Raw genomic sequence first — 25447 nt, 5'->3', positions numbered from 1 at the left:
TGGGCGAAGGGATCAATGCGGGCGCGGCGCGGCCACGCCCGATGCCAGGCGCGGCAAGGCCTGGCCGTCGGCACCGAACAGATGGCAGCGCGCCGGATCGGCAGCCAGGTGCAAGACGCTGCCGTGCGGCGGATCGAGGCTGTCGGGCACGCGCAGGATCAGCGCATCATCGCTGCCTTCCTGGGCCGCATAGAGGTAAGAGAAATCACCCAGCAGTTCCAGCGCTGTGCAGCGTGCCTGCAGCGCGGCCTGGCCCTGGGCGATGTTGAGATGCTCGGGACGCACGCCCAGCGTGACCTTCTGCCCCGCTTGCAGCGTGCTGCCGTCAACCGCAGCCCATTGCAGCCCGCCGCCGGGCAATTGCACCTGCACGCCATCGGCCTGCACGGCGGCCACGGTGCCATCGATGAAGTTCATCTTGGGCGAACCGATGAAGCCGGCCACGAAACGATTGGCCGGATGGTGATACAGCTGCTGCGGCGAACCGACCTGTTCGATGCGTCCCTCGGAGAGCACCACGATCTTGTCGGCCAGGGTCATGGCTTCGATCTGGTCGTGGGTCACGTAGATCATGGTGGTCTTGAGGTCATCGTGCAGCTTGGCGAATTCCAGGCGCATCTTCACGCGCAGCGCGGCATCGAGGTTCGACAGCGGCTCATCGAAGAGGAACACGCTGGGCTGGCGCGTGATGGCGCGGCCAATGGCCACGCGCTGGCGCTGACCGCCCGAGAGCGCGCGCGGCTTGCGGTCCAGCAGGTGGTCGATGTGCAGGATCTTGGCGGCATGCTGGACGGCGGCATCGATCTCGGCCTTGGACTTGCCCGCGATCTTCAACCCGAAGGCCATGTTGTCGTACAGGCTCATGTGCGGATACAGCGCATAGGACTGGAACACCATGGCCACCCCGCGCTTGGACGCGGGCACGTCGTTCATGCGGCGCGTACCGATGTCGAGGTCGCCATCGCTGATCTCTTCGAGCCCGGCGATCATGCGCAGCAAGGTCGACTTGCCGCAGCCCGAGGGGCCGACGAAGACGACGAATTCGCCATCCTCGATTTCCAGATTGATGTCGCGCATGACCTCGTTGTCGTCGTAGCGCTTGGCCAGGTTCCTGATGCTCACGGCTGCCATGGGATTCTCCTCGTTCTCTTGTAGGGGGACTGCGCGCTCTTTGCTCAGCGCAGCCAGATCAATTCACTCACCAGTTGCGGAAACTGTTTCATGTCCTCGAATACCTGATGCGCGCCGGCATCCTTCAGCTTGCGCGCCATCGTCTTGCGGTCATGCGCCACCCCGGTGAAGCCGAGCACGTACATGCCGGCGGCCACCGCCGCACGCACGCCGGTGACGCTGTCATCGACTGCCACGCAGCGCGCCGGATCAACATTGAAGCCCGCCGCTGCCGCCAGATACACATCCGGTGCCGGCTTGGGATGGGCCACGTCATGACCGCTGTAGATGCGGCCGGCGAATTGCGGATACAGGCCGCAACGGCGCAAGCCGGCTTCGATGCGCGGCGCATCGCTGTTGCTGGCCACCGCACGCGGCAAGCGGATCGCCTGCAAGGCCTCGACCACGCCCGGCACCGGCTGCGCTTCTTCGCCGCAGGCCACGGCCACCGCCTGGTGGATGCGCTCGGCGGCGGATGCATCCAGGCCCAGTTCGAATTCCAGATCAACTTCGCCCAGCAGGATGTCGGTGTACATGCCCAGGCGATGCGCGATAGCGGTGTGCAGGGCCTGGCTGCGCTGTTCTTCCTGCTCGTCATCGTCGGCACCGCTCCAGGCGGGCAGCAGCGGCAACAGTTCACGATGCAGCACGCGCAGGGCGATGCTCTCGCTATCGAGCAGCACGCCGTCGCAGTCGCAGATCAGGTGGGTGATCGCCTGGCGCGCCATCATCACTTCACCGCTCCGAAGGTCAGGCCGCGCACCAGCTGCTTCTGCGCCAGCCAGCCCAGCGCCATGATCGGGGCAATTGCCAGCAGCGAGGCGGCCGACAGCTTGGCCCAGAACAGCCCTTCCGGATTGGAATAGGAGGCGATGAACACCGTCAGCGGTGCCGCATTGACGCTGGTGAGGTTCAGGCTCCAGAAGGCTTCATTCCACGACAGGATGATCAGCAGCAAGGCCGTGGAAGCCAGGCCCGGCATGGCGGTGGGCAGCAGCAGGTAAATCATTTCCTGCCAGGCGTTGGCCCCATCGATACGGGCCGCTTCGAGGATTTCCTTGGGCACGTCATTGAAGTAGGTGAACGCCATCCACACTGCGATGGGCAGGTTGATGAGCGTATAGATGATGGTCAACCCGGTTACCGTATCAAGCAGGCCGGTGTTTTTTGCCAGCAGATAGATGGGGATCAGTACGCCCACGGCCGGCATCATCTTGGTCGACAGCATCCACAGCAGCAGCTTCTGGGTGCGGCCGGTCGGGAAGAAGGCCATCGAATACGCCGCCGGCACCGCCAGCAGCAGCGACAACAGCGTCGACCCCAGCGACACGATCAACGAATTCTGCACATAGCCCAGGTAGTGGCTGCGGCTGAAGACTTCGCGGAAGGTGTCCAGCGTGGGCAAGAAAATCAGCGAGGGGGTGTAGGCCTGGGACTCGGTCTTGAAGGCCGTCACCGCCACCCAGAAGATGGGGAAGAACAGCACGATGGCGCAGGCCCAGCCCAGCACCGCCACCCACAGGGGGCTTTTCTTAGGATCGCTCATTTTTCGTTGACTCCCTTGAGGTTCCTGGCCAGCATGCGCACCAGGAAGAATGAGACGATGTTGGCCAGCACGACCGCGAAGATGCCGCCCGCCGAAGCGATGCCGATGTCGAACTGCTGCAGGCCGATCGAATAGACCAGGAAGGTCAGGTTGGTGGTGGCCGTACCGGGGCCGCCTGCGGTAGTGGTGAAGATTTCAGCAAAGACCGAGAGCAGGAAGATGGTCTCGATCATGATGACCACGGTAATGGCGCGCTTCAGGTGCGGCAGAACGATGTAGAAGAAGATGCGCACCGGCCCTGCGCCATCAAGCTGTGCAGCTTCCTTCTGGTCGGTATCGAGCGACTGCAGCGCGGTCAACAGGATCAGGAAGGCAAACGGAATCCACTGCCAGGCCACAATGATGATGACCGACAGCATGGGGTACTCGGCCAGCCAGTCAATGGGCTCCAGCCCCAGGTGGCGCATCACGTAGGCCAGGATGCCATAGACCGGATGCATGATCATGTTCTTCCAGATCAGCGCGGCCACGGTGGGCATGACGAAGAAGGGACCGATGACCAGCAGGCGCGCAATGCCGCGCCCGCGGAAGGGCTGGTCGAACAGCACCGCCAGCAGGGTGCCGCCGATGACGCTGATGGCCAGCACCGAACCGATCAGCAGCGCGGTGTTGCCGATGGAGGGCCAGAAGGCCGGGTCCTGCAACAGGAAAATATAATTTTCCAGACCCACGAAACCGGTCTGGTCAGGGGCCATCAGGTTGTAGCGATTGACCGAAAAATAGATGGTCATCACCAGCGGAACGATCATCCAGGCCAGCAGGATCAGCACCGACGGCGTCTGCATCAGGCGGATGGGATTGAAGCGCTCCTTGCGCGGCGGACTGGTCTGCTGCTTGCGTGCAGCAGGCTGGGAAGAACTCTGCATCATCGGTGAGGTGGACGACACCTGGGTAGAGTGGATCGTGGACATGACGGCCTCGGCATTTCAATCCGGGCGGCGCACGCAAGGTGCAGACAGCCGGGGAGAACGGCGCGATGTGCAAGGCATGCAGGCATGCCGCTCACATCGCGCGCGGGGCATGCAGCACGGGCTGCATGCCGGCGGAACCACAAGCGGAAGGACTTACTTGATGTAGCGGCCCTGGCGCATCATCCGCACTGCCTGTGCCTGGGCGGCATCCAGGGCGGCATCCGCGCTGGTCTTGCCGGCCAGTGCACCGGCAATGGCCTGGCCGGTCACGGTCCCGATCGACTGGAACTCGGGGATGGTGGCGAACTGCACGCCGGTGTAAGGCACCGGTTTCAGGGTCGGCTTGTTGGCGTCCGCGGTCTGGATCGCATCGAGCACGAAGTCGGAGAAGGGCGAGACCTTCTTGTATTCGGCCGAAGCGTAGGTCGAATTGCGCGTACCCGGCGGCACCAGGGCCCAGCCGGAATCCTTGGCGACCAGATTGATGTATTCCTTGGAGGTGGCCCAGGCGGCGAACTTCTTGGCGGCGTCCTGCGACTTGGAGGACTTCGGCACGGCCAGCGACCAGATCCACAACCAGTGCGAACCCTTGTCGGTCACCTGCTGCGGGGAGGGAGCGAAGGCGGTCTTGTCGGCCACCTTGGAATCCTTGCCGTGATAGAGCATGCCGGCCGCCACCGTGGCATCGACCCACATGCCGCACTTGCCGCTGGAGAACAGCACCAGGTTTTCATTGAAGCCGTTGGAGCTGGCGCCCGGCGGGCCGTACTTGCGCATCAGGTCGACATAGAAGTTGACCGATTTCTTCCATTCCGGCGAGGACAGCTGCGGCTGCCATTGCTCGTCGAACCAGCGGCCACCCCAGGCATTGGCCATGGTGGTGATGATGGCCATGTTCTCGCCCCAGCCGGCACGCCCGCGCAGGCAGATGCCGTAGACGCCCTTGGCCGGATCATGCAGTTGCGCGGCCAGCTTGGCGACCTCATCCCAGGTCGGGTGCTGCGGCATGGTCAGTTTCTTCTGCTCGAACAGATCCTTGCGGTAGTAGGTCATCGAGCTTTCGGCGTAGAACGGCAGCGCATAGAGCTTGCCATCGACGCTCAGGCCCTCGCGCACCGGCTTGATGAGATCGGCCTCATCGTAATCCGCCGGCAGGCCGCTCATCGGTGCCAGCCAGCCCTTCTTGGCCCAGATCGGCGCTTCATACGCACCGATGGTCATCAGGTCGAACTGGCCGCTGTTGGTGGCGATGTCGGTGGTCAGGCGCTGGCGCAGCACGCTTTCTTCCATGGTGACCCAGCGCAGCTTGATGTCGGGATTGGCCTTCTCGAACGCCGGTGCCAGCTTCTGCAGTTCGATCATGTCGGGGTTGTTGATGGACGCGATGTTCAGCGTCACCGGCTCGGCTCGTGCATGGCCGGCAGCAAACAGGGTCGAGATGGCCGCAGCGGCCAGGGTGAAGCGAACGCGGGTAAAGCCGGACGCACGGGTGCGCACGAGTTTGGACATGCTGGTCTCCGAATGTTATGGGCCCTCCTGCACGTTCTTCCTGGGTGGCAGCGGCAGACGATGCCGGTGTACGCATGCAGGGAAAGGCGGTTTTCGCTAACGGTTTTCGCTAACTACGTTTTGAGCAAATATTATTTTTATGGGCAAATATTCATCCATTCTCGAATTTGTGTCAAGCATTTGCTTTTTGATTGAGCATTTGCCCAAGCTTCGCAATAATGGAACGGTCAACTGGCCGTAAAATGGCGACCCAAGAGGGAATTCACCGCATCAACATCACAGAGACAGCCCGCGCCCGCCTGCATAGGCAGCCACGGGCCGGCTGGCGAGGAGAACATGTCTAGCAGCGCATCCAAACTCGACCTGGCGGCGCGCGCCGCGTGGATGTACTACGTGGCCGGCAACACCCAGAACGAAATCGCCGAACGGCTCGGCATCTCGCGCCAGATGGCGCAGCGCATGGTGGCCTATGCGGCCGATGCCAATCTGGTGAAGGTGCAGATCACGCATCCGGTCTCGTCCTGCCTGGAACTGGCGCAGGGCCTGCAGGAGCGCTACGGGCTGGAAGTGTGCCGCGTGGTGCCGGGCGCAGGCGGGGCTGAGAACCCCAATGAATCACAGGAAGTGCAGCAGATGCTGGCCGTGGCCGGGGCCGAAGTGATGGAGCAATACCTCAGTTCGGAAGCACCGCTGGTGGTCAACGTCGGCTCGGGACGCACGCTCAAGGCGGCCATCGAGCGCCTGTCGGAACTGGAGCGTCCGCAGCACCAGATCGTCTCGATGATCGGTGCCTTTGCTTCCGACGGTTCGGCCAACCGCTACGACGTGGCTCTGCAAGCTGCAGAAAAACTGGGCGCGCGCTTCTACCTGCTGCCCGCCCCGCGCGTGGCCGAGAGTGAACGCGACCGCCAGCAATGGTGCAACCACCGCGCCTACAAGATCGTGACCGGCCTGGCCGAGCGCGCCGATGTGACGTTCCTGGGCATCGGCACCATCGCCCTGCAGGGCGCGATGCACGAGGACGGTTTCATCGACGATGAGGAAGTGGCCGACCTGCAGCGCCAGGGGGCGATCGGCGAGATGATCTGCCACGCCTTCGACGTCGACGGCGTCATGCTGCCCTCGTCGCTGGCTGCGCGCGTGACCACGCCGCCGCTGGCGCAGGCACCGCAGCGGCCGGTGATCGCGCTCTCCGGCGGCAGCAAGAAAGCCGACGCCGTGCGCGCCGCCTTGCGCGGCGGCTGGCTCACCGGCCTGGTGACCGACGAGACCTGCGCGCGCCACGCCTTGCAGGATTGAACCGCCTACGCATTTACTGACCACTACAACGACACGCACACGGAGACCAGCATGACCCAGAGCGCCGCATTCGTCGTCTTCGGCGAAGCCCTGACCGATTTCATCCGCCAGCCTGACGGCCAGTGGCGCGCCATCCCCGGCGGTGCCTGCTGGAACGTGGCACGCGCGGCCGCCCGCCTGGGCGTGGCCACCGGTTACGCCGGCAGCGTCAGCACTGACGTCTTCGGTGCCGAGCTGTATGCGCTCACCGAAGCGGCCGGACTGGACATGCGCTTCACCCAGCAGCACGCCAAGGCACCGCTGCTGGCCATGGTGACCTCGACCACCCCACCCGATTATTTCTTCATCGGCGACGACAGCGCCGACCTGCATTTCGACCCGCAGCGCCTGCCCGCCGGCTGGATGGACGAAGCGCGCGTGCTGCACTTCGGCTGCATCAGCCTGACCCGCGAACCGCTGGCCTCGCGCCTGCTGCAGATCGCCCAGGAAGCGGCGCTGCGCAACAAGAAGATCGCATTCGATCCCAACTGGCGCAAGTTGATGGACAGCCCCTCGTATCGCATCCTGTTCCAGCAATTGCTGTCCCTGTCGCATTACGTGAAGGTGTCCGACGAAGATCTGGAGCGCCTCTTCCCCGGCGACGGCAACGCGCTGGCCACGCTGCAAACGCTGGCTCCGCAGGCGGAAATCCTCTACACGCTGGGCGCCAGGGGCATGCAGTGGATCAAGGGTCAGCAGGTCATTGACCAGCCGGCCTATCGCGTCGATGTGGTCGATACTGTCGGCTGCGGCGACGCCTCCATGGGCGGCTGGATCGCCAGCCAGCTGCGCCAGCCCGATGCCCCGGCGCAGGTCCACCTGCAATGTGCGGCGGCCGGGGCGGCCATTGCCGCTTCCAAGGCCGGGGCCTATGCCGCGACCTGGGACGAAGTGCAAGCCATGATCGAACTCGGCTGAGGCAAATTTACAGAAAACTTCACCCCGGCCGGGAGGCCTGTCCTCCCGGCCGCACCTGGTCTGGACCCTTGCCAGTTCCTTCACCAATGCCCGTCCAGTGCACGAGGCGCCAGCCCCAACGTACGCATCTGGCTTGTCGCGGACCCGGTTAAAATTCTGGATTCCGAGTCAGTCCCCTACCCCATGCCCAAGCCACACCTGCGCGCCATCAGTATTGACGACACCGAACAGAAAGTCCCCCTGTCGCCAGCCCAGAAGAAGTTCAATGACCTTATCAAGCAGATTGGCAAGCGGCGCGCTAGCCTGGCGGAATGGGAGAATGCCATGGCCGACTTCCAAAAAAAGTATGTCGACCAGTTCGTGCCGCTGGACCGGGAGCTGCAAGAACTCAATGGCAAGCTGGTCCGGCGCCTGCATGAAGCATGGCCACAAAAAGGATTGACCAAGGGTGAGCGCACCATGCTCTCGGAAATGATTGCCGACATGGCGCATCGCCTGCTTGGAAAGCAGGACGATCCTGAACTCAAGCTCATCTACAACCAGCACAGTGCGTCTGACTATGATCGTGAGACCGAAGATGAACTCCACGAGGTCAAGCAGGTGATCGAAGAGATGCTGGACATCGATCTCGGCGACGATCTTGGCAGTGCGACGCCGGAAGAGATCATGCAGCAAATGGAGGCCATGCTCGAACAGAGGGAGCAGGAGGAAATGGCGGCGGCGCAAGCGCGCGAGGAGCGCCGCGCGAGCCGCAAGAAATCACCGCGGCAGCGGGCAGCGGAAGTCAAACTTGAGTCGGAACGCATCGAACTGAGCCAATCCATACGTGCGGTCTACCGCAAGCTGGCCAGCGCCTTGCATCCCGACCGCGAACCCGACGCCGCCGAGCGTGACCGCAAGACCCAGCTGATGCAGCAGGTCAACCAGGCCTACGAAAAGAACGACCTGCTGAGACTGCTTGAACTCCAACTGGAACTGGAGCATATCGACCAGGGTGCGTTGAACGGCATCAGCGCGGAACGATTGAAGCATTACAACCAGATCCTCAAGGAACAACTGGTGGAGCTGGATCAGGAACTATCTCACGTAGAACAGCATTTCAAGCAAAGCTATGGCATGCCACCCTATGCGCGCGTCTCACCCAAAGGTATCGTGCGCGACCTGAACAAGGAAATGACCTGGATGCGGGAAGACGGCAAAGCTCTGCGGGCGGCGTTGGCGTCATTTGCGGATGTGCAGCAGATCAAGGCTTGGCTGAAGCAGGAGCGCCGACGGGGGTTTTGATCTGATGGCTTCAGGGATGACATCGTCGGCGCGAAAGTGTGAGTTGCCCCCAGGTTTCATCAATTCCCTTGGCCATCAGCGATCGAAGAGGATAGTCTTGCGAGCAAATCTAGCCCTTGCGGCCAGGCACCCAAGTTGCTTTCAGCATTCAGATGTCCCTTCGCTCCGACCACGACGAACTCGCTGCCCCAGGCATTGGCGCATTCTCGGCCATGGTCCACGCTACCGTAGGGATCGTCGGTGCTGCAGACGACCAGCGTCGGAAACCTCAATGGTTGCGAAGGCAGTGGCGAGAATCCACGCGCCGCGCTACGTGGAAATGAAGAGGAGGCAGGATCGGGAACGGCCACCAGCAAGGCGCCACCGAGCTTCTTCTGCGATTGTGCAGCCCAATGTGCCACCGCCAGACATCCCAGGCTATGGGCTACCAGCAGGGTGTCTTCAGGAGCATTGACAAGTTGTCGCTCCAGTGCGGATACCCAGTCTTCGCATTCAACGTTGTCCCAATTGTCGACCATGAGGCGCCGCCAGTTCGGATGTGAAGACTGCCATAAACTCTGCCAGTGCGAAGGGCCGGAGTTGCCGATACCAGGAACCAGAAGGACGGAAGGATGCATTTGCGAAGTCTCCATTGATGAAACAGCGCTCATTGTATGAAGAACGGATTTCAGGCACCATGAAGCTTCGAATGAATTCAAGGCCTCAACTGAATGAATCAAAAAAAGATGAGTGACTCTACGAATGAAATCAAAGGGGATGCGCTGGACCGCCTGGATTGGCGCATCTTGGAGGCGCTTCAACACAATGCGCGCATCAGTAATACGGAACTGGGAAAGCAGATCGGTTTATCTCAACCAGCCGTCACCGCACGTATCAAGAAATTGGAAGACCGGGGTGTCATCGAAGGCTACGCGGCAAAAATAAATCCGGGCTTGGTGGGACACAATATCTCCGCATTGGTGCGGATTCGCACGACCCACGCGGAGATCAAACGCTGCTTGCTCGCCTTCGCGTCGATGCCAGAGGTGATTGATGCAGACCGCATCACGGGGGAAGACTGCTTTGTCGTGCGCGTCGTGGTGGAGGAGATGGCGCAGCTGGAAGCCGCGATCGATGCACTGGCAAGGTTCGGGTCTGTTACCACCTCAGTCATTCTGGCAAGTTACCCGTCGAAAGCCATCGTTGCAAGGGCTTGAATCTCTTTTACGATTTTACGATTGCGGTCCGTGGTCACGCCGTGCATCCAGCAGCACAATGGAGAATTCAGTCGCCGGAGCAGGCATGGAAAACGCCCCGTTGCACTGCAGAAGGCAACGGGGCGTTTCACTGCGCAAACCCAATTCAACGGCAACGCAAAAACTTAGATTTTCTCCAGTTTCGCCACCGACAGATCCAGCAATTTCATCCCGAACTTGCCAAAGTTGATCTGCGCCCGCGCCGCACCGCCACCGCCTTCGATGTTGACGATGACGCCCTCGCCGAACTTGGCATGGGACACGTTCTGTCCGATGCGCCAGCCGGAATCGGTCTGGCGCGAGAAGTTCTGCGCGATGCGGTTGTTGCCCGCTTCCGGCACTTCATCCCAGGCCGACTTGGGATTGGCGAACCAGTGATGCTGGGCGATCTTGGGCGAGAGCCACTTGATCGACTGCTCCGGCATTTCATCGAAGAAGCGTGAACGCATGTTGTAGCGCGTCTGGCCGTGCAGCATGCGGGTCTGCGAGAAGGTCATGAAGAGCCGCTTTCTCGCCCGCGTAATGGCCACGTACATCAGGCGGCGCTCTTCTTCCACGCCGCCCTCTTCCTTGGCACTGTTCTCGTGCGGGAACAATCCCTCTTCCATGCCAGTGATGAAGACCGCGTCGAACTCCAGCCCCTTGGCCGAGTGCACCGTCATCAGCTGCAGGGCATCCTGGCCGGCCTGCGCCTGGTTGTCGCCGGCTTCCAGCGAGGCATGCGAGAGGAAGGCTGACAGCGGCGACATGATGGTCACCAGTGGCGCATCGGTATCGAGCACTTCCACGCCATCGGCGGTGGTGATGGCCGTGCCGGCCGAGGCCTGCGCCTGCGGGCCGAGGAAGGCCGGGGCATCGAGGCCATAGCCCTCTTCCGAGACGAACAGCGTGGCCGCACTGACCAGCTGTTCCAGGTTCTCGATGCGGTCTGCGCCTTCCTTTTCGTTGCGATAGTGGGTCATCAGGCCGGACAGGTCCAGTACCACCTTGACCATTTCGGGCAGGGGCAGATGCTGGGTCTCGAAACGCGCGCCTTCGATCAGCTTGATGAAGGCATTCAAGGAAGAGCCCGCCTTGCCCGCCACGTAAGGCACGGCGGCGTAGAGCGAGCAGCCATACTGGCGCGCTGCATCCTGCAAGGACTCCATGGCCTTGGCACCGATGCCGCGCGTGGGGAAGTTGACCACGCGCAGGAAGGCCGAATCATTGTGCAGGTTGTCCATCAACTGCAGGTAGGCAATCGCGTGCTTGATTTCGGCGCGCTCGAAGAAGCGCTGGCCGCCGTAGACGCGATAGGGAATGGCCGAGCTGAACAGCGCATGTTCCAGCACCCGCGACTGCGCGTTGGAACGATAGAGGATGGCGATCTCGCTGCGCGCCCAGCCTTCGGCGATCAGGTCCTTGACCTGTTCGATGATCCATTGTGCTTCCTGCAGGTCGCTGGTGGCTTCATAGACGCGCACCTGCTCGCCGTGGCCGGCATCGGTGCGCAGGTTCTTGCCCAGGCGCTTGCTGTTGTTGGCGATCAGTTCGTTGGCGGTGTCCAGGATGTGGCCGTGCGAGCGGTAGTTCTGCTCCAGCTTGATCAGGTTCTCCACATGGAATTCCTGCTCGAAGGCCGACATGTTGCCCACGTTGGCACCACGGAAGGCATAGATGCTCTGGTCATCATCGCCCACCGCGAAGACCGCGCCGTGCTGACCAGCCATGAGCTTCAACCATTTGTATTGCAGGTCGTTGGTGTCCTGGAACTCGTCGACCAGGATGTGGCGGAAGCGGCCCTGGTAGTGCTCGCGCAGCGGCTGGTTGCGCGAGAGCAATTCATAGGTGCGCAACAGCAGCTCGGCGAAATCGACCACGCCTTCGCGCTGGCATTGCTGGTCGTAGAGATCGTAGAGTTCGACGAACTTGCGGTTGTAGTCGTCGTAAGCATCCACATCCTTGGCACGCAGGCCCTGGTCCTTGGCGCTGTTGATGAAGTACATCAGGTTGCGCGGCGGATACTTCTCGTCGTCCACGTTCATCTGCTTGAGCAAACGCTTGATGGCCGAGAGCTGGTCCTGCGTATCCAGGATCTGGAAGGTCTGCGGCAGCCCGGCATCTTTGTGATGCGCGCGCAGCAGGCGATTGCACAGTCCGTGGAAAGTCCCGATCCACATGCCGCGCGTATTGATGGGCAGCATGCCCGACAGGCGCGCGGTCATTTCCTTGGCGGCCTTGTTGGTGAAGGTCACCGCCAGGATGCCCGAGGGCGAGACCTGCCCGGTCTGGATCAGCCAGGCAATGCGGGTGGTCAGCACCCGGGTCTTGCCGGAACCGGCACCGGCCAGGATCAGCGCCGATTGCGCGGGCAGCGTCACGGCGGCGAGCTGCTCTTCATTGAGGTTGTGGAGAAGATTTTGCATCCCGCGATTATAAAGGGCGCGTGCCCTGACCGGGCGGGCAGGCGCGGCGCTATACTGCCGCACAGTTGATTTATCCACAGCCGAACCCGGCACTCACCTCAGCAATCGACTCTTCCGACCATGCGCCGCCTGTCTTCCCGCTCCTTCGCCGCCCTGCCCCTGATCGCCGCCCTGCTGCTCGCCGCCTGCGCCACCACGCCGCCCCCGGCCGCGCGCAGCGATGTCGAACAATTGTTGACCTTGCAGAAGACCCGTCTCGACGTCGCCGCTCCCGTGGCGCGCAGCAAATGGAATTCGCATGCGCCCATCGATGATCCGGCGCGCGAGGCGGTCATTCTCGACGACGTGGCCGCCCGTGCGCAGAAACTGGGACTGGATGCCGCATGGACCCGGCGCTTCTTCCAGGACCAGTTCGAGGCCGGCAAGATCGTGCAGCGCGACCTGCATCGCCAGTGGCGTGTGGAGCAGCGTCCGCCCTTCGCCAATCCGCCAGACCTGGCGCTGCAGGTGCGCCCGGTGCTGGACCGCCTCACTCCCGACCTGCTGGCGGCGCTGGCCCGCCTGAACGGCCACTGGTGCGAACCGGCCGTGCAGCGCGATCTGGCCGAGCTGGCACCGGAAATCCTGGGGGCCGACTACGCCCCCGCCGTACGCGAACGGGCCACCGACGCACTGCACTGCCAGCGTTGAAATACAGCCTGCAGGCAACAGGACGTCGCACAAAAACGACTAAGTTGCTGAATTGACAGGCAAAAATCTTTTGCTGTCCTGCAGCATTTTTAGGGCGGGAGTAAAATTCGGTCTGGCTGTTCACGCGCACACCGGCGCGCGCGGCCTGTTCATTCCGGTTTGCCCTTCCGGATTCACATTCCGACTTTCCCGCCATGTCCGACGATTCCTGTAGTCCCAGTTCCACCGGCACGCCCCTGCCCGCCGCTGCGCCGCGTCCATTGACGCCGGCCAAGGTCACGCGGCAGATCATCGCCACCGCCTTCTTCACCTTCCTGGTTTATCTGGCCATCGGCATCCCGATGGCGGTGCTACCGGGTTACATCCACCTCGACCTGGGCTACAGCTCGGTGATCGCGGGCCTGGGCATCAGCGTGCAGTATTTCGCGACCTTCGTGAGCCGCGCCAATGCCGGCCGCATGATCGATACCATGGGCGCCAAGCACACCGTCATGCGCGGCATGCTGCTGTGTTCGGCCAGCGGTGGCTTGTTGCTGCTCTCGGCGCTGGCGCAGCCGCTGCCCTTCCTGTCGCTGGTGCTGCTGTTTGCCAGCCGCGCCTTCCTGGGCCTGGGCGAGAGCCTGGTCGGCACCGGCGCCATCATGTGGGGCGTGGGCCGCGTGGGGTCGGAGAACACCGCCAAGATGATCTCCTGGAACGGCATCGCCACCTATGCGGCACTGGCCATCGGCGCGCCGCTGGGCGTGGTACTGGACCGCTCGCTGGGCTTTGCCATGATCGGCCTGACCGGCATGCTGCTCACCGTACTCGGCTTCGTGCTGGCGCGCGGTGGTCCGGTCACACCGGTGGTGCAGGGCGAACAGTTGTCCTTCAAGCTGGTGCTGCGCAAGGTGTTTGCGTATGGCATGGGCCTGGCCTTCGGCACCATCGGCTTCGGCTCGATCGCCACCTTCATCACCCTGTATTACGCCGATCAGCACTGGAGCGGCGCGGCCTTTGCGTTGACCGCCTTCTCCTCCGCCTTCGTCGGTGCGCGTCTGTTGTTTGCCAACGTCATCACGCGCTTCGGTGGCTATCGCGTGGCGGTGGTGTGCTTCCTGACCGAATCGGTCGGCCTGCTGCTGCTGTGGAGCGCCACCACGCCTACGCTCGCATTGCTGGGCGCGGCGCTGGCCGGTTTCGGCTTTGCGCTGGTGTTTCCCTCGCTGGGGGTGGAAGCCGTCAGCCTGGTGTCACCGGCCAATCGTGGTGCGGCACTGGCGGCGTATTCGGTGTTCCTCGATTTGGCGCTGGGCATCACCGGTCCGCTGGCCGGGGCCATCGCGGGACAACTGGGATATCCGCAGGTGTTCCTCTTCGCCGCCATTGCGGCCATTGGTGGCGTGGCCCTGTCACTGTCCTTGTATCGCAGTGCGCAGCAGGGCGCCAAATCCTGATCTGATTGCCGTTGCAGTCGATGAGACGTCGGGCCGATAGGTTTTGATCTATCGGCCCGATTGATTTATAGGCGTGCATTTATCTCCAAAATCGATTGAAATGGGGAACGTCGGCCCCACTCTCTTATCAATAGTTGCGTAGTCGCAGTTTGTCCGTTTGCGATTTGCAATAGAATCGCGGTGTTGCGCAGTGTATGTACCCGCTTACGAAAAACCGAACAGCTAAGGAGCGAATAATGGCAAAGAAGAATGTGGCAGCCCCCTCGATCAACATCGGCATCAACGACAAGGACCGCAAGAAGATTGCCGACGGCCTGTCCAAACTGCTGGCAGACACCTACACGCTGTACCTGAAGACCCACAACTTCCACTGGAACGTGACCGGTCCGATGTTCAACACGCTGCACCTGATGTTCGAAGGCCAGTACAACGAACTGGCACTGGCAGTGGACCTGATCGCTGAACGCATCCGCGCACTGGGCTATCCGGCACCGGGTTCGTACAAGGAATTCGCCAAGCTGTCCTCGATCCCTGAGGCTGAAGGCGTGCCCAATGCGCAAGAGATGATCGCCCAGCTGGTGGCCGGCCAGGAAGCCGTGACCCGCACCGCACGTTCGATCTTCCCGACCGTCGATGCCGCCGCTGATGAACCGACCGCCGACCTGCTGACCCAACGCATGCAGCTGCACGAAAAGAATGCGTGGATGCTGCGCAGCTTGCTGGAAGGCTGATAGGAGAGCTGGCTCTTTTTGCGAGGCACGCAAGGCGCTCGCACGCTGTAACCTGCAGCCCCGGTCGTTCACACGGCCGGGGCTGTTTTTTTATCGAGCGATAGCCTAGGCAGGCCCGGTATCAGTCAGTCGCGTCTTCAGCGCTTCATTGCCGAAGTCATCATCCGGGAGTTGCGGATTCCCGCACGGAAACATTACAATGCGGGCCAGTGTTGCATCAGGGAGGGATACTTGATGAGCACAGGATCTTCGCATGCCCAAAGCGCCCCCGGGTCTGGAACAGCTGCTTCCGGACACTCTCTCCGTCCGCATTCTGCGGCGGGTTTCCCCGTTTCACCTCGTCTCCCCACATGAACTGCTAGTCAACCGGCTTGACGCCAGCGAGCGGTTGCCACGCGGCTTCGCGCCTGTTCTTGGGCGCTTGGCCGATCACACCTGGCTTGGACTAAACGGCTCGCCCTGCGCCCCGGTCGACATGACGCGGGATGCAGTGTCATGACGACCAAAGGCGTCATCCTCGAACAGGCTGACAGGTCGTTCACGCGCATCGAACCGCACGGTGGCGGAGCCAATGCAGCCATCAAGGCAGAGACTGCGGCCGAGAAAACGTTTTGGCAGAAGTCCAGTCCGTGGGTGCACGGCGTGCTGGGCGTGGCCAGTTTCGTTCCGGGCTTGTCTGTCATCACGGGTGCGATTGATGCGGCCATCTATACCGCCGAGGGCGATTACGTTGAAGCGGGAATTGCTGCGGCAAGCATGATCCCGGGTGGCAAGGTGGTCACGACGGCAGGCAAGGTGGCCAAGCGAGCAGTCAGCGCGGCAAGATTCGCCAAGGGAGCCCGCGAAGCTGAAGAAGCGCTCAAGGCTGCGAAGGCCGCTAAAGAAGCGCAGGAAAACGCCAAGGTGGCGAGGGACGTCAATGCAGCGACGACGGCCTCAGGAGGTGGCGGAGGCAAGAGGGGCGGCAAAGATACCACGATCAAGGGAAGGAAGAAGGGGCCTTGTGATCATCTCCGACAGGGAAGTGGCAAAGGGCCATATCGAGGGGGAGCACACGGCAAGACGAGCAGGCCAAGGAACGATGGAAAAGATTCGCATCACATGCCGGCTAATGATGCTAGTCCATTGAAGCACAATGACGGACCGGCAATCCAAATGGCCCCTGGAGACCACTCGAAGACTGCTAGCAACGGTCAAATGCCAGGTTCGATCGCATACAGAAATGCCATTGAATCGTTACTTTCACAAGGAAAGTGGAGAGATGCAATGGCGATCGAGATTCGAGATGTAAGAAAGGTTGCGAAAGGAGCTGGCGAGACCAAAAGGTACAACGAGGCAATGCTTGAAATGCTGGAATATTTTAAATGTCTTGAGAAGAACTCTCTTTTAAGGTGACAAGAAATGAATGAAGACGAATCGTTCGAAATCATCCCGTATATTGGAGCAGGGAAAATATGCTTCGGTATGACGCCTCAAGAAATTGAGAAAATTTATGGTCCCGCAGACAGCGTAACTTTCAATCATCTGAAGCAGAGAGTGGAATTCCGCAGCTTCACAAATATAGGCTATTCGCCCGGGTCTGCCGAAACCGTATCTCACATCGGCTTTGGACGGCAGATGGAGAACGTCCGATTCAAGGACAGCAATATATTCCTCGATGAAGAAAGCGTCGTTCTTGCGAAGCTGGTCGCGGAAGACGGCAACCCGTTCACATACCTTGGATTCATCGTTCTTTTCAAACTTGGAATAACACTCACAGGATTTCACGATCAAAACGTTTCTCAGAAGGCTCTTACCATGTTCCCACGCGGCGCTTGGGACAAATGGCTCCCAAAACTCAAACCGTTTACCCAAAAGCATTGAAGAGGAAAGTCACGACCAAAGATTCCTTCCTTTCTTGACACTGGCCGACCTAGTTCCAAGACATCGGGCCCGTTCATGAATTTCAAACTGGGACCTGTGGTGGCAAGGAAATGAGAGGAGAGACGAAAGATTCAAATATTTTATTAGCAACTTCGGCGAGGCGATCCAGAGTTCGCCGGGACAGGTTAAGTATGCAAGAGCACATCATCACATCGTACGTAGGCGTCGAACCGCTCAAATTCGGAATGACTCGGGACGAGGTTCATCAGATACCCGGCGCGACGCCATTTACATTTTGTTTGGTCATTCACTTATCGTTCGGACTGAGTAGCCGCACTGCGGCGTATCGAAGGCGCAGCTGCACTGGAGTGTCTTCGCTGCGTCTTCGATACGACCCAGCGGGTCTACTCAGTCCGAACGGTCAGAGAGTATGAAGATGCGCCTCAGCGATACAGATCCGCCAACTGCCGCGTCTTGCGCTCCTCCACCGGCACCAGATACACGCTGCTGATGACAGCCACCATGTCCGCTCCCTGCGCCACCAGCGGCGGCGCGTTCTCCAGCGTGATGCCACCGATCACGACCACCGGCAAGGGGATCTCGCGCTTGGATTGCGCAATGATTTCCGGGGCCGTCCGGAAATCATATTTTTTCACGCGCGACGGATAGAAGCCGCCGAAGGCCACATAACTGGCGCCATCGCGATACGCCGCATGCGCCAGCTCCAGCGTGCCGTAGCACGAGGCCCCGACGATGCGCTCCGGCCCCACGGCCTTGCGCACCTCGGCAATGGAAGCATCAGTACCGCCGACGTGGATGCCATCGGCATCGATCTCCAGGCACAGGTCCACGTGGTCGTTGATGATGAGGGGCACATCATATTGCCGGCACAGCGCCAGCAATGCCGAAGCCTGTGCGCGGCGTTGCTCCACACCGGCGGTCTTGTGGCGGTACTGCACCAGCGCAGCACCGTTCTGCAAGGCCAGCTCGGTGGCGGCCAGCAATTGGGCGGTGTCATCCCAATCCGGCGTGACGATGTAGAGGCCACGCAGATGCGTTGCGTACTCGGGTTTCATGTCAGGCTCCTGCCGCAACGGCGGCGTCAATAACAGGTTCAAAGGCAGGCACGCGATTGGGAATGCGCTGCCCCTCGGCAATCGCATAGGACGTCGACAAGGCCTGCTGCGTGTACTGCTGCGCCAGGTCGATGGCCTCGCGCATCGGCAGGCCGCGCGCCAGGCAGGCCGACAGCGCGGCCGCCAGCGTGCAGCCGCTGCCGTGGAATTCATCAGGCAGCCGGGTCCAGCGCCAGCGCGCGCTCTCGATGGCCTCTTCGGCAAACTCGGAACGGAACAATTGTCCGAACCAGCGATTGATCACATCCTGCTCCTGCGGACCGTGGCCGCCCTTGAGCAGCACATGCGCGCAGCCGCGCTCCATCAGCAGCGCCGCCTGCCGCGCCGGTTCCACATCACCGCACAAGCGGCGCCCCTCGTTGAGGTTGGGGGTGATGACGGTGGCCAATTCATACAAGGGCTCGATCACCCGCGCAGCATCGTCGCGAGAGAGCTGGTCACCCTTGCCGTTGGCCAGCACCGGATCGAGCACCACCGGCAAATGCGGGTCACGCGCGCGCAACTGCCGGATAAGGCCGGCGATCGCTTCGGCATTTTCTCGACTGCCTGCGATGCCCAGCTTGACCGCTGCGATGTCGAAGCGGTCAATCAGCACCTGCGCCTGATGACGCACCAGTTCCGGATCGAGCGCATGCACCGCAAAAACGCTGACGTTGTCCTGCACCGTCAATGCCGTCGGCACCGACAAGGGATGCGCACCCAGTGCCGTGATGGCCGGGATATCGGCCTGCATGCCGGCCCCGCCGCTGGGGTCGGAGCCGGAGAAGACCAGCACGCAGGGCGGCGTGGCGCGATAAGCGGCCTGCATGCTCACGCCACGCGGCCGGCCATCGGCGAGGACGGCGAGGCGGCAAACTTGCGCGCAATGCGTCCTGCGAGGAAGGCTTCGCGGCCCGCCTCCACCGCCAGTTTCATGGCGCGCGCCATGCGAATCGGATCGCGTGCACCGGCAATGGCCGTATTCATCAGCACGCCATCACAGCCCAGCTCCATCGCAATGGCCGCATCGGAGGCCGTGCCCACGCCGGCATCGACCAGCACCGGCACCCGCGCCTGTTCGATGATGAGCGAGAGATTCCATGGATTCAGAATGCCCATGCCCGAGCCGATCAACGAGGCCAGCGGCATGACGGCGGCCACCCCCAGGTCTTCCAGCATGCGCGCCTGGATCGGATCGTCGCTGCAATACACCATCACGTCGAAGCCATCCTTGACCAGGGTCTCGGCGGCTTTGAGCGTTTCGGGCATGTTGGGAAACAGCGTCTTCTCGTCGCCCAGCACTTCCAGCTTGACCAGCTTGTGGCCTCCCAGCAGTTCGCGCGCCAGTTGCAGCGTGTAGACCGCATCGGCAGCGTTGTAGCACCCCGCCGTATTGGGCAGGATGGTGAATTCGGAGGGCGGCACCGCGTCCAGCAGGCTGGGCGCATTCGGGTCCTGGCCGATGTTGACGCGGCGGATCGCCACCGTGATGATCTCGGCACCGCTGGCAACCGTCGCCGCACGGGTTTCGTCGAGGTCCTTGTACTTGCCGCTGCCGACCAGCAGACGCGAGCGATAGGTCTTGCCGGCGATGGTCAGGCCCTTGTCCTCGCTCAGGAGGGGGGCGTCGTTCATGTTCATGTCGATTCCTTGTCTGTGAGAGCTGCGTGCCACGGGAGGCGGCGCCTGGAAGCTCCAGCGCGCCGCCGCGGAACAATCGTTCATCCGCCCCCGATGGCGCGCACTACGTCTACCTTGTCGGCCTCGGCCAGCGCGCGCTCAGGCCATTGCGCGCTGGGCACCACCTGGCGGTTCACCGCCACGGCCACCGCCTTGCCGGCCAGAGAGAGGCCGGCAATGAGCTGGTCCAGCGTGGCGCCGTCAGGCAGCGGATGAGGCTTGCCGTTCAGTTCGATCTGCATGGCTTACTGCTTCGCATAAATCTCGGCGCCCATCTTGACGAACTCGACCGATTTCACCTGCATCCCTTGCTTGAGGGCGTCGATCTCGGAGATGCCTTCCTTGGCGGCGTAATCACGCACTTCCTGGGTGATCTTCATGGAGCAGAAGTGCGGGCCGCACATGGAGCAGAAGTGCGCCACCTTGGCCGAATCCTTGGGCAGGGTTTCGTCGTGGAATTCGCGCGCCTTGTCCGGGTCCAGGCCGATGTTGAACTGGTCTTCCCAACGGAATTCGAAACGTGCCTTGGACAGCGCGTTGTCGCGGATCTGCGCGCCCGGATGGCCCTTGGCCAGGTCGGCGGCGTGCGCGGCGATCTTGTAGGTGATGATGCCGTCCTTCACATCGGTCTTGTTGGGCAGGCCCAGGTGTTCCTTGGGGGTGACGTAGCACAGCATGGCCGTGCCATACCAGCCGATCTGCGCCGCGCCGATGCCGGAGGTGATGTGGTCGTAGCCGGGCGCGATGTCGGTGGTCAAGGGGCCAAGCGTATAGAACGGGGCTTCGTGGCACTGCTCCAGCTGCAGGTCCATGTTTTCCTTGATGAGATGCATGGGCACGTGGCCGGGACCTTCGATCATCACCTGCACGTCGTGCTTCCAGGCGATCTGGGTCAACTCACCGAGGGTGCGCAATTCGCCCAGTTGGGCCTCGTCGTTGGCGTCGTAGATAGAGCCGGGACGCAGGCCGTCGCCCAGGCTGAAGCTGACATCGTAGGCCTTCATGATCTCGCAGATCTCTTCGAAGTGTTCGTAGAGGAAGGATTCGCGGTGATGCGCCAGGCACCACTTGGCCATGATGGAACCGCCGCGCGAGACGATACCGGTCATGCGCTTGGCCGTCAGCGGCACGTATTGCAGGCGTACGCCGGCGTGGATCGTGAAGTAGTCCACGCCCTGCTCGGCTTGCTCGATCAAGGTGTCGCGGAAGATTTCCCAGGTCAGGTCTTCGGCCTTGCCGTTGACCTTTTCCAGCGCCTGGTAGATCGGTACGGTGCCGATGGGGACCGGCGAATTGCGGATGATCCATTCACGGGTCTCGTGGATGTTCTTGCCGGTGGAGAGATCCATGACGTTGTCGCCGCCCCAGCGGATGGCCCAGGTCATCTTTTCCACTTCCTCGCCGATGGAGGAAGTGACGGCCGAGTTGCCGATGTTGGCATTGATCTTGACCAGGAAATTGCGGCCGATGATCATCGGTTCGACTTCCGGGTGGTTGATGTTGGCGGGGATGATGGCGCGGCCGCGGGCAACTTCGTCACGGACGAATTCAGGGGTAATCTCGGCGGGAATCGACGCTCCGAAGGACTGGCCGGGATGCTGTCGGCCCATCAGGTCGGCCAGCTTGTTGCCCATGGGGCCGGAGCCCTTCAGTTGTTCCAGGTATTCCTTGCGGCGCAGGTTTTCGCGGATGGCGATGAATTCCATTTCCGGCGTGATGATGCCGCGGCGTGCGTAGTGCATCTGGGTCACGTTGGCACCGGCCTTGGCACGGCGCGGCTTGCGATGCAGGTTGAAGCGCAGCTCGGCCAGGGCCGGGTCGTTCAGGCGCTGCTGGCCGTATTCGGAAGTCGGGCCGGGCAGTTCCTCGGTGTCGTTGCGTTCCAGGATCCAGGGCAGGCGCGGGGTGGACAGGCCGGCGCGGATGTCGATCTTCACGTCCGGGTCGGTGTAGGGGCCGGACGTGTCATAGACATAGATCGGCGGATTCTTTTCGGAACCGAACATGGCCGGCGTGTCGGCCTGGCTGATCTCGCGCATGGGCACGCGGATGTCCGGGCGCGAGCCGGTCACATAGATCTTGCGGGAATTCGGGAGAGGCTGGACGGCTGCCTCGTCGACGGTGGCCGTCGCGGACAGGAATTTCGGGTTGGCATTCATTTCGGCTCCTTTGCTTGATGACTCATGGCTCGGAGCCAGCAAAGGAGGTTGCGGAAGAGGACGAACGGCGTGGAGTACTGCGGACCGTGGGTGCGTCATGCTGCCGGTTGCTTCCCTTCGCTGGCATTATCCAGATCAGGTTCAAGGGTATTTCTCACCCGGCTGCCAGAGCATGTGCTCCGGTGCCAGGACCCCTAGCGATGCGACGCGGGCCGCTTGCGCAGTCCTTGTCGTGGGCCGGATTCTACTCCAATTGGCGTGAGGAACAAGGCTTCATTTCGGATGGGCTGGCTGTGCAGCGCAGCATTCGGACCGGGCAACATGCCCTGGGGCAATGGATTGGCGGGCGGCCCAAGACCGGCGTTGAGCGCGTCAATTTCGCGCCTGTGGCGAGATTTGCCCTGTCCGTCCCTTATAATGATGGGTTTCGCAAAAACACACGTCAAATCATGGAATTAGCCAAGTCGTTCGAGCCCGCCGAGATTGAGAAATTCTGGCGCGAGGAGTGGGAAAAGCGCGGTTACTTCGCCGCCACCACCGACGCGGAGAAGCCCTCGTTTTCCATCCAGCTGCCGCCGCCCAATGTGACCGGCACCCTGCACATGGGTCACGCGTTCAACCAGACCATCATGGATGGCCTGACGCGCTACCACCGCATGCGCGGCTACAACACCGCCTGGATCCCCGGCACCGACCACGCCGGCATCGCTACCCAGATCGTGGTGGAACGCCAGCTGGATGCGCAGAAGGTCTCGCGCCACGACCTGGGCCGTGAAAAATTCGTCGAGAAGGTGTGGGAGTGGAAGGAGAAATCCGGCTCCACCATCACCGGTCAGATGCGCCGCATGGGCGCCTCCACCGACTGGGCCCGTGAATACTTCACGATGGACCCGAAGATGTCCAAGGCCGTCACCGAAGTCTTCGTGCGCCTCTACGAGCAGGGCCTGATCTACCGTGGCAAGCGCCTGGTGAACTGGGACCCGGTGCTGGGCACCGCCGTCTCCGACCTGGAAGTGGTGTCGGAAGAAGAAGACGGCTCCATGTGGCACATCAAGTACCCGCTGGCCGATGGCAGCGGCCATATCGTGGTAGCCACCACCCGTCCGGAAACCATGCTGGGCGACGTCGCCGTGGCCGTGGACCCGACCGACGAGCGCTACGCCGCGCTGGTGGGCAAGATGATCAAGCTGCCGCTGGTGGGCCGCGAGATCCCCATCATCAAGGATGAATACGTCGACAAGGAATTCGGCACCGGCTGCGTGAAGATCACCCCGGCGCACGACTTCAACGACTACCAGGTGGGCACACGCCACAACCTGGAAATGATCAGCGTGTTCACCCTCAAGGCCACCATCAACGAGAATTCGCCCGAGAAGTACCAGGGCCTGGACCGCTTCGAAGCGCGCAAGCAGATCGTGGCCGACCTGGACGCGCTGGGCCTCTTGGAACTGGTCAAGCCGCACAAGCTGATGGTGCCGCGTGGCGACCGTACCGGCGTGGTGATCGAGCCCATGCTGACCGACCAGTGGTTCGTCGCCATGAGCAAGCCGGCACCGGAAGGGACCTACTTCCCCGGCAAGTCGATTGCCGAAACCGCGCTGGAAAAAGTCTCCTCGGGCGAGATCAAATTCGTCCCCGAGAACTGGACCAACACCTACAACCAGTGGCTCAACAACATCCAGGACTGGTGCATCTCGCGCCAACTGTGGTGGGGCCATCAGATCCCGGCCTGGTACGACGAGGATGGCGGCATCTACGTCGCCCGCACCGAAGAAGAAGCGAAGAAGCAAGCCGGTGGCAAGTCCGTCAAGCGCGATGAAGACGTGCTCGACACCTGGTTCTCCTCGGCGCTGGTGCCCTTCTCCACCCTGGGCTGGCCGGAAGAAACGCCGGACTACAAGCTGTTCCTGCCCTCCTCGGTGCTGGTGACAGGCTTTGACATCATCTTCTTCTGGGTGGCGCGCATGGTCATGATGACCACGCACTTCACCGGCAAGGTGCCGTTTGACACCGTCTACGTCCACGGCCTGGTGCGCGATGCGTCTGGCCAGAAGATGTCCAAGTCCAAGGGCAACACGCTGGACCCGATCGACCTGATCGATGGCATCGGCGTGGATGAACTGGTGGCCAAGCGCACCGTCGGCCTGATGAATCCCAAGCAGGCGGCCAGCATCGAGAAGGCTACCCGCAAGGAATTTGCGGACGGCATTCCGGCCTTCGGCACCGATGCGCTGCGCTTCACCTTCGCCTCACTGGCGACCCTGGGCCGCAACATCAACTTTGACCTGAACCGCTGCGAAGGCTATCGCAACTTCTGCAACAAGCTGTGGAACGCCACCCGCTTCGTGCTGATGAATACCGAAGGCCAGGACTGCGGTTTCGACGGCCACGAGAAGGGCGTCTGCGACAAGGAAAAGCTGCAGTTCTCCAAGGCTGACCGCTGGATCGTGTCGCTGCTGCAGCGTACCGAGGCCGAAGTCGAAAAGGGCTTTGCCGACTACCGCTTCGACAACATCGCCACCGCCATCTACAAGTTCGTCTGGGACGAGTACTGCGACTGGTACCTGGAAATGGCCAAGGCCCAGATCCAGAGCGGCAATGAAGCGCAACAGCGCGCCACCCGCCGCACGCTCTTGCGCGTGCTGGAAAGCGTGCTGCGCCTGGCCCATCCGGTGCTGCCCTTCATCACCGAGCAGCTGTGGCAAAGCGTGGCCCCGCTGACCGATCGCAAGCCGGATCCGGCGGGCGATTCCATCATGCGCCAGGCCTATCCGCGTCCCGACCTGGAAAAGATCGATACCGATGCCGAAGCCTGGGTGGCCCAGTTCAAGGCCTACACCGATGCCTGCCGCAACCTGCGCGGCGAGATGCAGCTCGCGCCGTCGCTGCGCGTGCCGCTGATCGTGGAAGCCGCCGATGCGTCGGCCGTGGAATCCTTCCTGCCTTACCTGCAAGGGCTGGTGCGCCTGTCGGAAGCCACGGTGGTGCCGCAACTGCCGGAGTCGCCGGCACCGGTGGCCATCGTCGGCGAAGTCAAGCTGATGCTGAAGGTGGAAATCGATGTGGCCGCCGAACGTGAACGCCTGGGCAAGGAAGTCACTCGCCTGACCGGGGAGATCGCCAAGGCCAATGGCAAGCTGTCCAATGAAAGCTTCGTGGCCCGTGCGCCCGAAGCCGTGGTGGCGCAGGAGAAGGAGCGTGTCGCCAACTTCAGCGCTACGCTGGAAAAGGTGAAGGAACAGCTGGCCAAGCTCAAGTAAGCCAGCCTGTTTCTTCATGAAGCCGTCGTCCCGCAAGGGACGGCGGCTTTTGTTTTTTCTGCTTGCCTTGCGGCGCGGGCTTGTCTAGACTGGATCGAAAAAATTAGAACAATCGTGCTTTTTTATGGCATTCGACT

General features: G+C 61.8%; 21 protein-coding genes, 1 pseudogene and 1 riboswitch. Of the genes and pseudogenes, 10 read left to right on the top strand and 12 right to left on the bottom strand.

The annotated features are described in order from the left end of the window. Nucleotides 1–12: 12 nt before the first annotated feature. From ACWFUC_RS07330 to ACWFUC_RS07310, 5 genes and pseudogenes are all read right to left on the bottom strand, one after another. Complete coding sequence (locus ACWFUC_RS07330; protein ID WP_134135638.1) at nt 13–1131, bottom strand: ABC transporter ATP-binding protein; 1119 nt, start codon at nt 1129–1131, stop codon at nt 13–15. Between the two features lie 44 nt (nt 1132–1175). Continuing rightward, a complete protein-coding gene (locus tag ACWFUC_RS07325) occupies nt 1176–1901 on the bottom strand; it encodes an HAD family hydrolase (RefSeq protein ID WP_489624509.1) in 726 nt (241 codons plus the stop codon). Beyond that, nucleotides 1901–2662 (bottom strand): annotated as a pseudogene (locus ACWFUC_RS07320) (carbohydrate ABC transporter permease); the annotation flags it as partial. The pseudogene ACWFUC_RS07320 and the gene ACWFUC_RS07325, both read right to left, overlap by 1 nt. Before the next feature lie 50 nt (nt 2663–2712). Beyond that, the gene (locus tag ACWFUC_RS07315) at nt 2713–3687 is read right to left on the bottom strand and encodes a carbohydrate ABC transporter permease (RefSeq protein WP_034330884.1); all 975 of its coding nucleotides are present in this window, start codon (nt 3685–3687) and stop codon (nt 2713–2715) included. 153 nt (nt 3688–3840) lie between these two features. Continuing rightward, nucleotides 3841–5196 carry an ABC transporter substrate-binding protein gene (locus tag ACWFUC_RS07310; RefSeq protein ID WP_489624508.1) on the bottom strand — a complete coding sequence of 452 codons (1356 nt, stop codon included), beginning with the start codon at nt 5194–5196 and terminating at the stop codon, nt 3841–3843. A gap of 336 nt (nt 5197–5532) precedes the next feature. On the opposite strand from ACWFUC_RS07310, the gene ACWFUC_RS07305 reads away from it, so the two are divergent. The 3 genes from ACWFUC_RS07305 (at nt 5533) to ACWFUC_RS07295 (ending at nt 8736) form a co-directional block, all read left to right on the top strand. Beyond that, the gene (locus ACWFUC_RS07305) at nt 5533–6495 is read left to right on the top strand and encodes a sugar-binding transcriptional regulator (RefSeq protein ID WP_489624507.1); all 963 of its coding nucleotides are present in this window, start codon (nt 5533–5535) and stop codon (nt 6493–6495) included. Between the two features lie 51 nt (nt 6496–6546). Next, nucleotides 6547–7452 carry a carbohydrate kinase family protein gene (locus tag ACWFUC_RS07300; RefSeq protein ID WP_489624506.1) on the top strand — a complete coding sequence of 302 codons (906 nt, stop codon included), beginning with the start codon at nt 6547–6549 and terminating at the stop codon, nt 7450–7452. Between the two features lie 183 nt (nt 7453–7635). After that, nucleotides 7636–8736 (top strand): J domain-containing protein, encoded by a 1101-nt coding sequence (locus ACWFUC_RS07295; protein ID WP_489624505.1) that lies wholly within the window; start codon nt 7636–7638, stop codon nt 8734–8736. Nucleotides 8737–8795: 59 nt separating this feature from the next. Here ACWFUC_RS07295 and ACWFUC_RS07290 read toward each other — a convergent pair whose 3' ends face one another. Further along, nucleotides 8796–9353, bottom strand: a complete 558-nt coding sequence (locus tag ACWFUC_RS07290; protein WP_489624504.1) for an RBBP9/YdeN family alpha/beta hydrolase — start codon at nt 9351–9353, stop codon at nt 8796–8798. 93 nt (nt 9354–9446) lie between these two features. Here ACWFUC_RS07290 and ACWFUC_RS07285 point away from each other — a divergent pair, with 93 nt between their 5' ends. Then, complete coding sequence (locus ACWFUC_RS07285; RefSeq protein WP_489624503.1) at nt 9447–9932, top strand: Lrp/AsnC family transcriptional regulator; 486 nt, start codon at nt 9447–9449, stop codon at nt 9930–9932. A gap of 164 nt (nt 9933–10096) precedes the next feature. Here the strand turns inward: ACWFUC_RS07285 and ACWFUC_RS07280 are convergent, their stop codons facing one another. Next, nucleotides 10097–12376 (bottom strand): UvrD-helicase domain-containing protein, encoded by a 2280-nt coding sequence (locus tag ACWFUC_RS07280; RefSeq protein WP_489624502.1) that lies wholly within the window; start codon nt 12374–12376, stop codon nt 10097–10099. 120 nt (nt 12377–12496) lie between these two features. On the opposite strand from ACWFUC_RS07280, the gene aroQ reads away from it, so the two are divergent. The 5 genes from aroQ (at nt 12497) to ACWFUC_RS07255 (ending at nt 17096) form a co-directional block, all read left to right on the top strand. Next, a complete protein-coding gene (aroQ, locus tag ACWFUC_RS07275) occupies nt 12497–13066 on the top strand; it encodes a gamma subclass chorismate mutase AroQ (protein WP_039789277.1) in 570 nt (189 codons plus the stop codon). Nucleotides 13067–13260: 194 nt separating this feature from the next. Further along, nucleotides 13261–14502: an MFS transporter gene (locus ACWFUC_RS07270; protein WP_489624501.1), complete on the top strand. Its 1242-nt coding sequence runs from the start codon at nt 13261–13263 to the stop codon at nt 14500–14502. A gap of 236 nt (nt 14503–14738) precedes the next feature. Then, nucleotides 14739–15233: a Dps family protein gene (locus tag ACWFUC_RS07265; RefSeq protein WP_008334773.1), complete on the top strand. Its 495-nt coding sequence runs from the start codon at nt 14739–14741 to the stop codon at nt 15231–15233. A 495-nt stretch (nt 15234–15728) separates the two neighbouring features. Further along, on the top strand, nt 15729–16628 hold the full coding sequence (locus tag ACWFUC_RS07260; protein WP_489624500.1) for a hypothetical protein: 900 nt from the start codon (nt 15729–15731) through the stop codon (nt 16626–16628). A 6-nt stretch (nt 16629–16634) separates the two neighbouring features. After that, nucleotides 16635–17096 carry a hypothetical protein gene (locus ACWFUC_RS07255; protein ID WP_489624499.1) on the top strand — a complete coding sequence of 154 codons (462 nt, stop codon included), beginning with the start codon at nt 16635–16637 and terminating at the stop codon, nt 17094–17096. 443 nt (nt 17097–17539) lie between these two features. On the opposite strand, the gene thiE is transcribed toward ACWFUC_RS07255, so the two are convergent. The 5 genes from thiE to thiC all read right to left on the bottom strand — a co-directional run bounded on the left by thiE (nt 17540) and on the right by thiC (nt 22050). Next, nucleotides 17540–18172, bottom strand: coding sequence for a thiamine phosphate synthase (gene thiE / locus ACWFUC_RS07250; RefSeq protein ID WP_486728724.1), 633 nt, complete (start codon nt 18170–18172; stop codon nt 17540–17542). Nucleotide 18173: 1 nt separating this feature from the next. Next, the gene (gene thiD, locus ACWFUC_RS07245; protein WP_489624498.1) at nt 18174–19040 is read right to left on the bottom strand and encodes a bifunctional hydroxymethylpyrimidine kinase/phosphomethylpyrimidine kinase; all 867 of its coding nucleotides are present in this window, start codon (nt 19038–19040) and stop codon (nt 18174–18176) included. A gap of 2 nt (nt 19041–19042) precedes the next feature. Further along, on the bottom strand, nt 19043–19852 hold the full coding sequence (locus ACWFUC_RS07240; protein ID WP_121042671.1) for a thiazole synthase: 810 nt from the start codon (nt 19850–19852) through the stop codon (nt 19043–19045). An 80-nt stretch (nt 19853–19932) separates the two neighbouring features. After that, nucleotides 19933–20133: a sulfur carrier protein ThiS gene (gene thiS, locus ACWFUC_RS07235; RefSeq protein WP_008334753.1), complete on the bottom strand. Its 201-nt coding sequence runs from the start codon at nt 20131–20133 to the stop codon at nt 19933–19935. A 3-nt stretch (nt 20134–20136) separates the two neighbouring features. After that, nucleotides 20137–22050, bottom strand: coding sequence for a phosphomethylpyrimidine synthase ThiC (gene thiC / locus ACWFUC_RS07230; RefSeq protein ID WP_489624497.1), 1914 nt, complete (start codon nt 22048–22050; stop codon nt 20137–20139). Nucleotides 22051–22145: 95 nt separating this feature from the next. After that, a riboswitch (TPP riboswitch) is annotated at nt 22146–22256 on the bottom strand. A 243-nt stretch (nt 22257–22499) separates the two neighbouring features. On the opposite strand from thiC, the gene ACWFUC_RS07225 reads away from it, so the two are divergent. Continuing rightward, nucleotides 22500–25310, top strand: a complete 2811-nt coding sequence (locus ACWFUC_RS07225) for a valine--tRNA ligase (protein WP_489624496.1) — start codon at nt 22500–22502, stop codon at nt 25308–25310. The last annotated feature ends 137 nt before the right edge of the window (nt 25311–25447 follow it).

This window comes from Herbaspirillum sp. Her4, from assembly GCF_057961335.1.
The sequence above is the reverse complement of the archived record's forward strand: the minus strand, read 5'-3'. Positions and strand labels throughout refer to the sequence as shown.

Coding starts and splice junctions, on each gene's coding strand:
- ACWFUC_RS07280 (WP_489624502.1), bottom strand. CDS start 12,376: ATGCAAAATCTTCTCCACAACCTCAATGAAGAGCAGCTCGCCGCCGTG.
- thiD (WP_489624498.1), bottom strand. CDS start 19,040: ATGCAGGCCGCTTATCGCGCCACGCCGCCCTGCGTGCTGGTCTTCTCC.
- ACWFUC_RS07310 (WP_489624508.1), bottom strand. CDS start 5,196: ATGTCCAAACTCGTGCGCACCCGTGCGTCCGGCTTTACCCGCGTTCGC.
- ACWFUC_RS07255 (WP_489624499.1), top strand. CDS start 16,635: ATGAATGAAGACGAATCGTTCGAAATCATCCCGTATATTGGAGCAGGG.
- thiE (WP_486728724.1), bottom strand. CDS start 18,172: ATGAAACCCGAGTACGCAACGCATCTGCGTGGCCTCTACATCGTCACG.
- ACWFUC_RS07285 (WP_489624503.1), top strand. CDS start 9,447: ATGAATCAAAAAAAGATGAGTGACTCTACGAATGAAATCAAAGGGGAT.
- ACWFUC_RS07225 (WP_489624496.1), top strand. CDS start 22,500: ATGGAATTAGCCAAGTCGTTCGAGCCCGCCGAGATTGAGAAATTCTGG.
- thiS (WP_008334753.1), bottom strand. CDS start 20,133: ATGCAGATCGAACTGAACGGCAAGCCTCATCCGCTGCCTGACGGCGCC.
- ACWFUC_RS07315 (WP_034330884.1), bottom strand. CDS start 3,687: ATGTCCACGATCCACTCTACCCAGGTGTCGTCCACCTCACCGATGATG.
- ACWFUC_RS07270 (WP_489624501.1), top strand. CDS start 13,261: ATGTCCGACGATTCCTGTAGTCCCAGTTCCACCGGCACGCCCCTGCCC.
- ACWFUC_RS07300 (WP_489624506.1), top strand. CDS start 6,547: ATGACCCAGAGCGCCGCATTCGTCGTCTTCGGCGAAGCCCTGACCGAT.
- ACWFUC_RS07240 (WP_121042671.1), bottom strand. CDS start 19,852: ATGAACATGAACGACGCCCCCCTCCTGAGCGAGGACAAGGGCCTGACC.
- ACWFUC_RS07265 (WP_008334773.1), top strand. CDS start 14,739: ATGGCAAAGAAGAATGTGGCAGCCCCCTCGATCAACATCGGCATCAAC.
- aroQ (WP_039789277.1), top strand. CDS start 12,497: ATGCGCCGCCTGTCTTCCCGCTCCTTCGCCGCCCTGCCCCTGATCGCC.
- ACWFUC_RS07290 (WP_489624504.1), bottom strand. CDS start 9,353: ATGCATCCTTCCGTCCTTCTGGTTCCTGGTATCGGCAACTCCGGCCCT.
- ACWFUC_RS07325 (WP_489624509.1), bottom strand. CDS start 1,901: ATGATGGCGCGCCAGGCGATCACCCACCTGATCTGCGACTGCGACGGC.
- ACWFUC_RS07330 (WP_134135638.1), bottom strand. CDS start 1,131: ATGGCAGCCGTGAGCATCAGGAACCTGGCCAAGCGCTACGACGACAAC.
- thiC (WP_489624497.1), bottom strand. CDS start 22,050: ATGAATGCCAACCCGAAATTCCTGTCCGCGACGGCCACCGTCGACGAG.
- ACWFUC_RS07295 (WP_489624505.1), top strand. CDS start 7,636: ATGCCCAAGCCACACCTGCGCGCCATCAGTATTGACGACACCGAACAG.
- ACWFUC_RS07260 (WP_489624500.1), top strand. CDS start 15,729: ATGACGACCAAAGGCGTCATCCTCGAACAGGCTGACAGGTCGTTCACG.
- ACWFUC_RS07305 (WP_489624507.1), top strand. CDS start 5,533: ATGTCTAGCAGCGCATCCAAACTCGACCTGGCGGCGCGCGCCGCGTGG.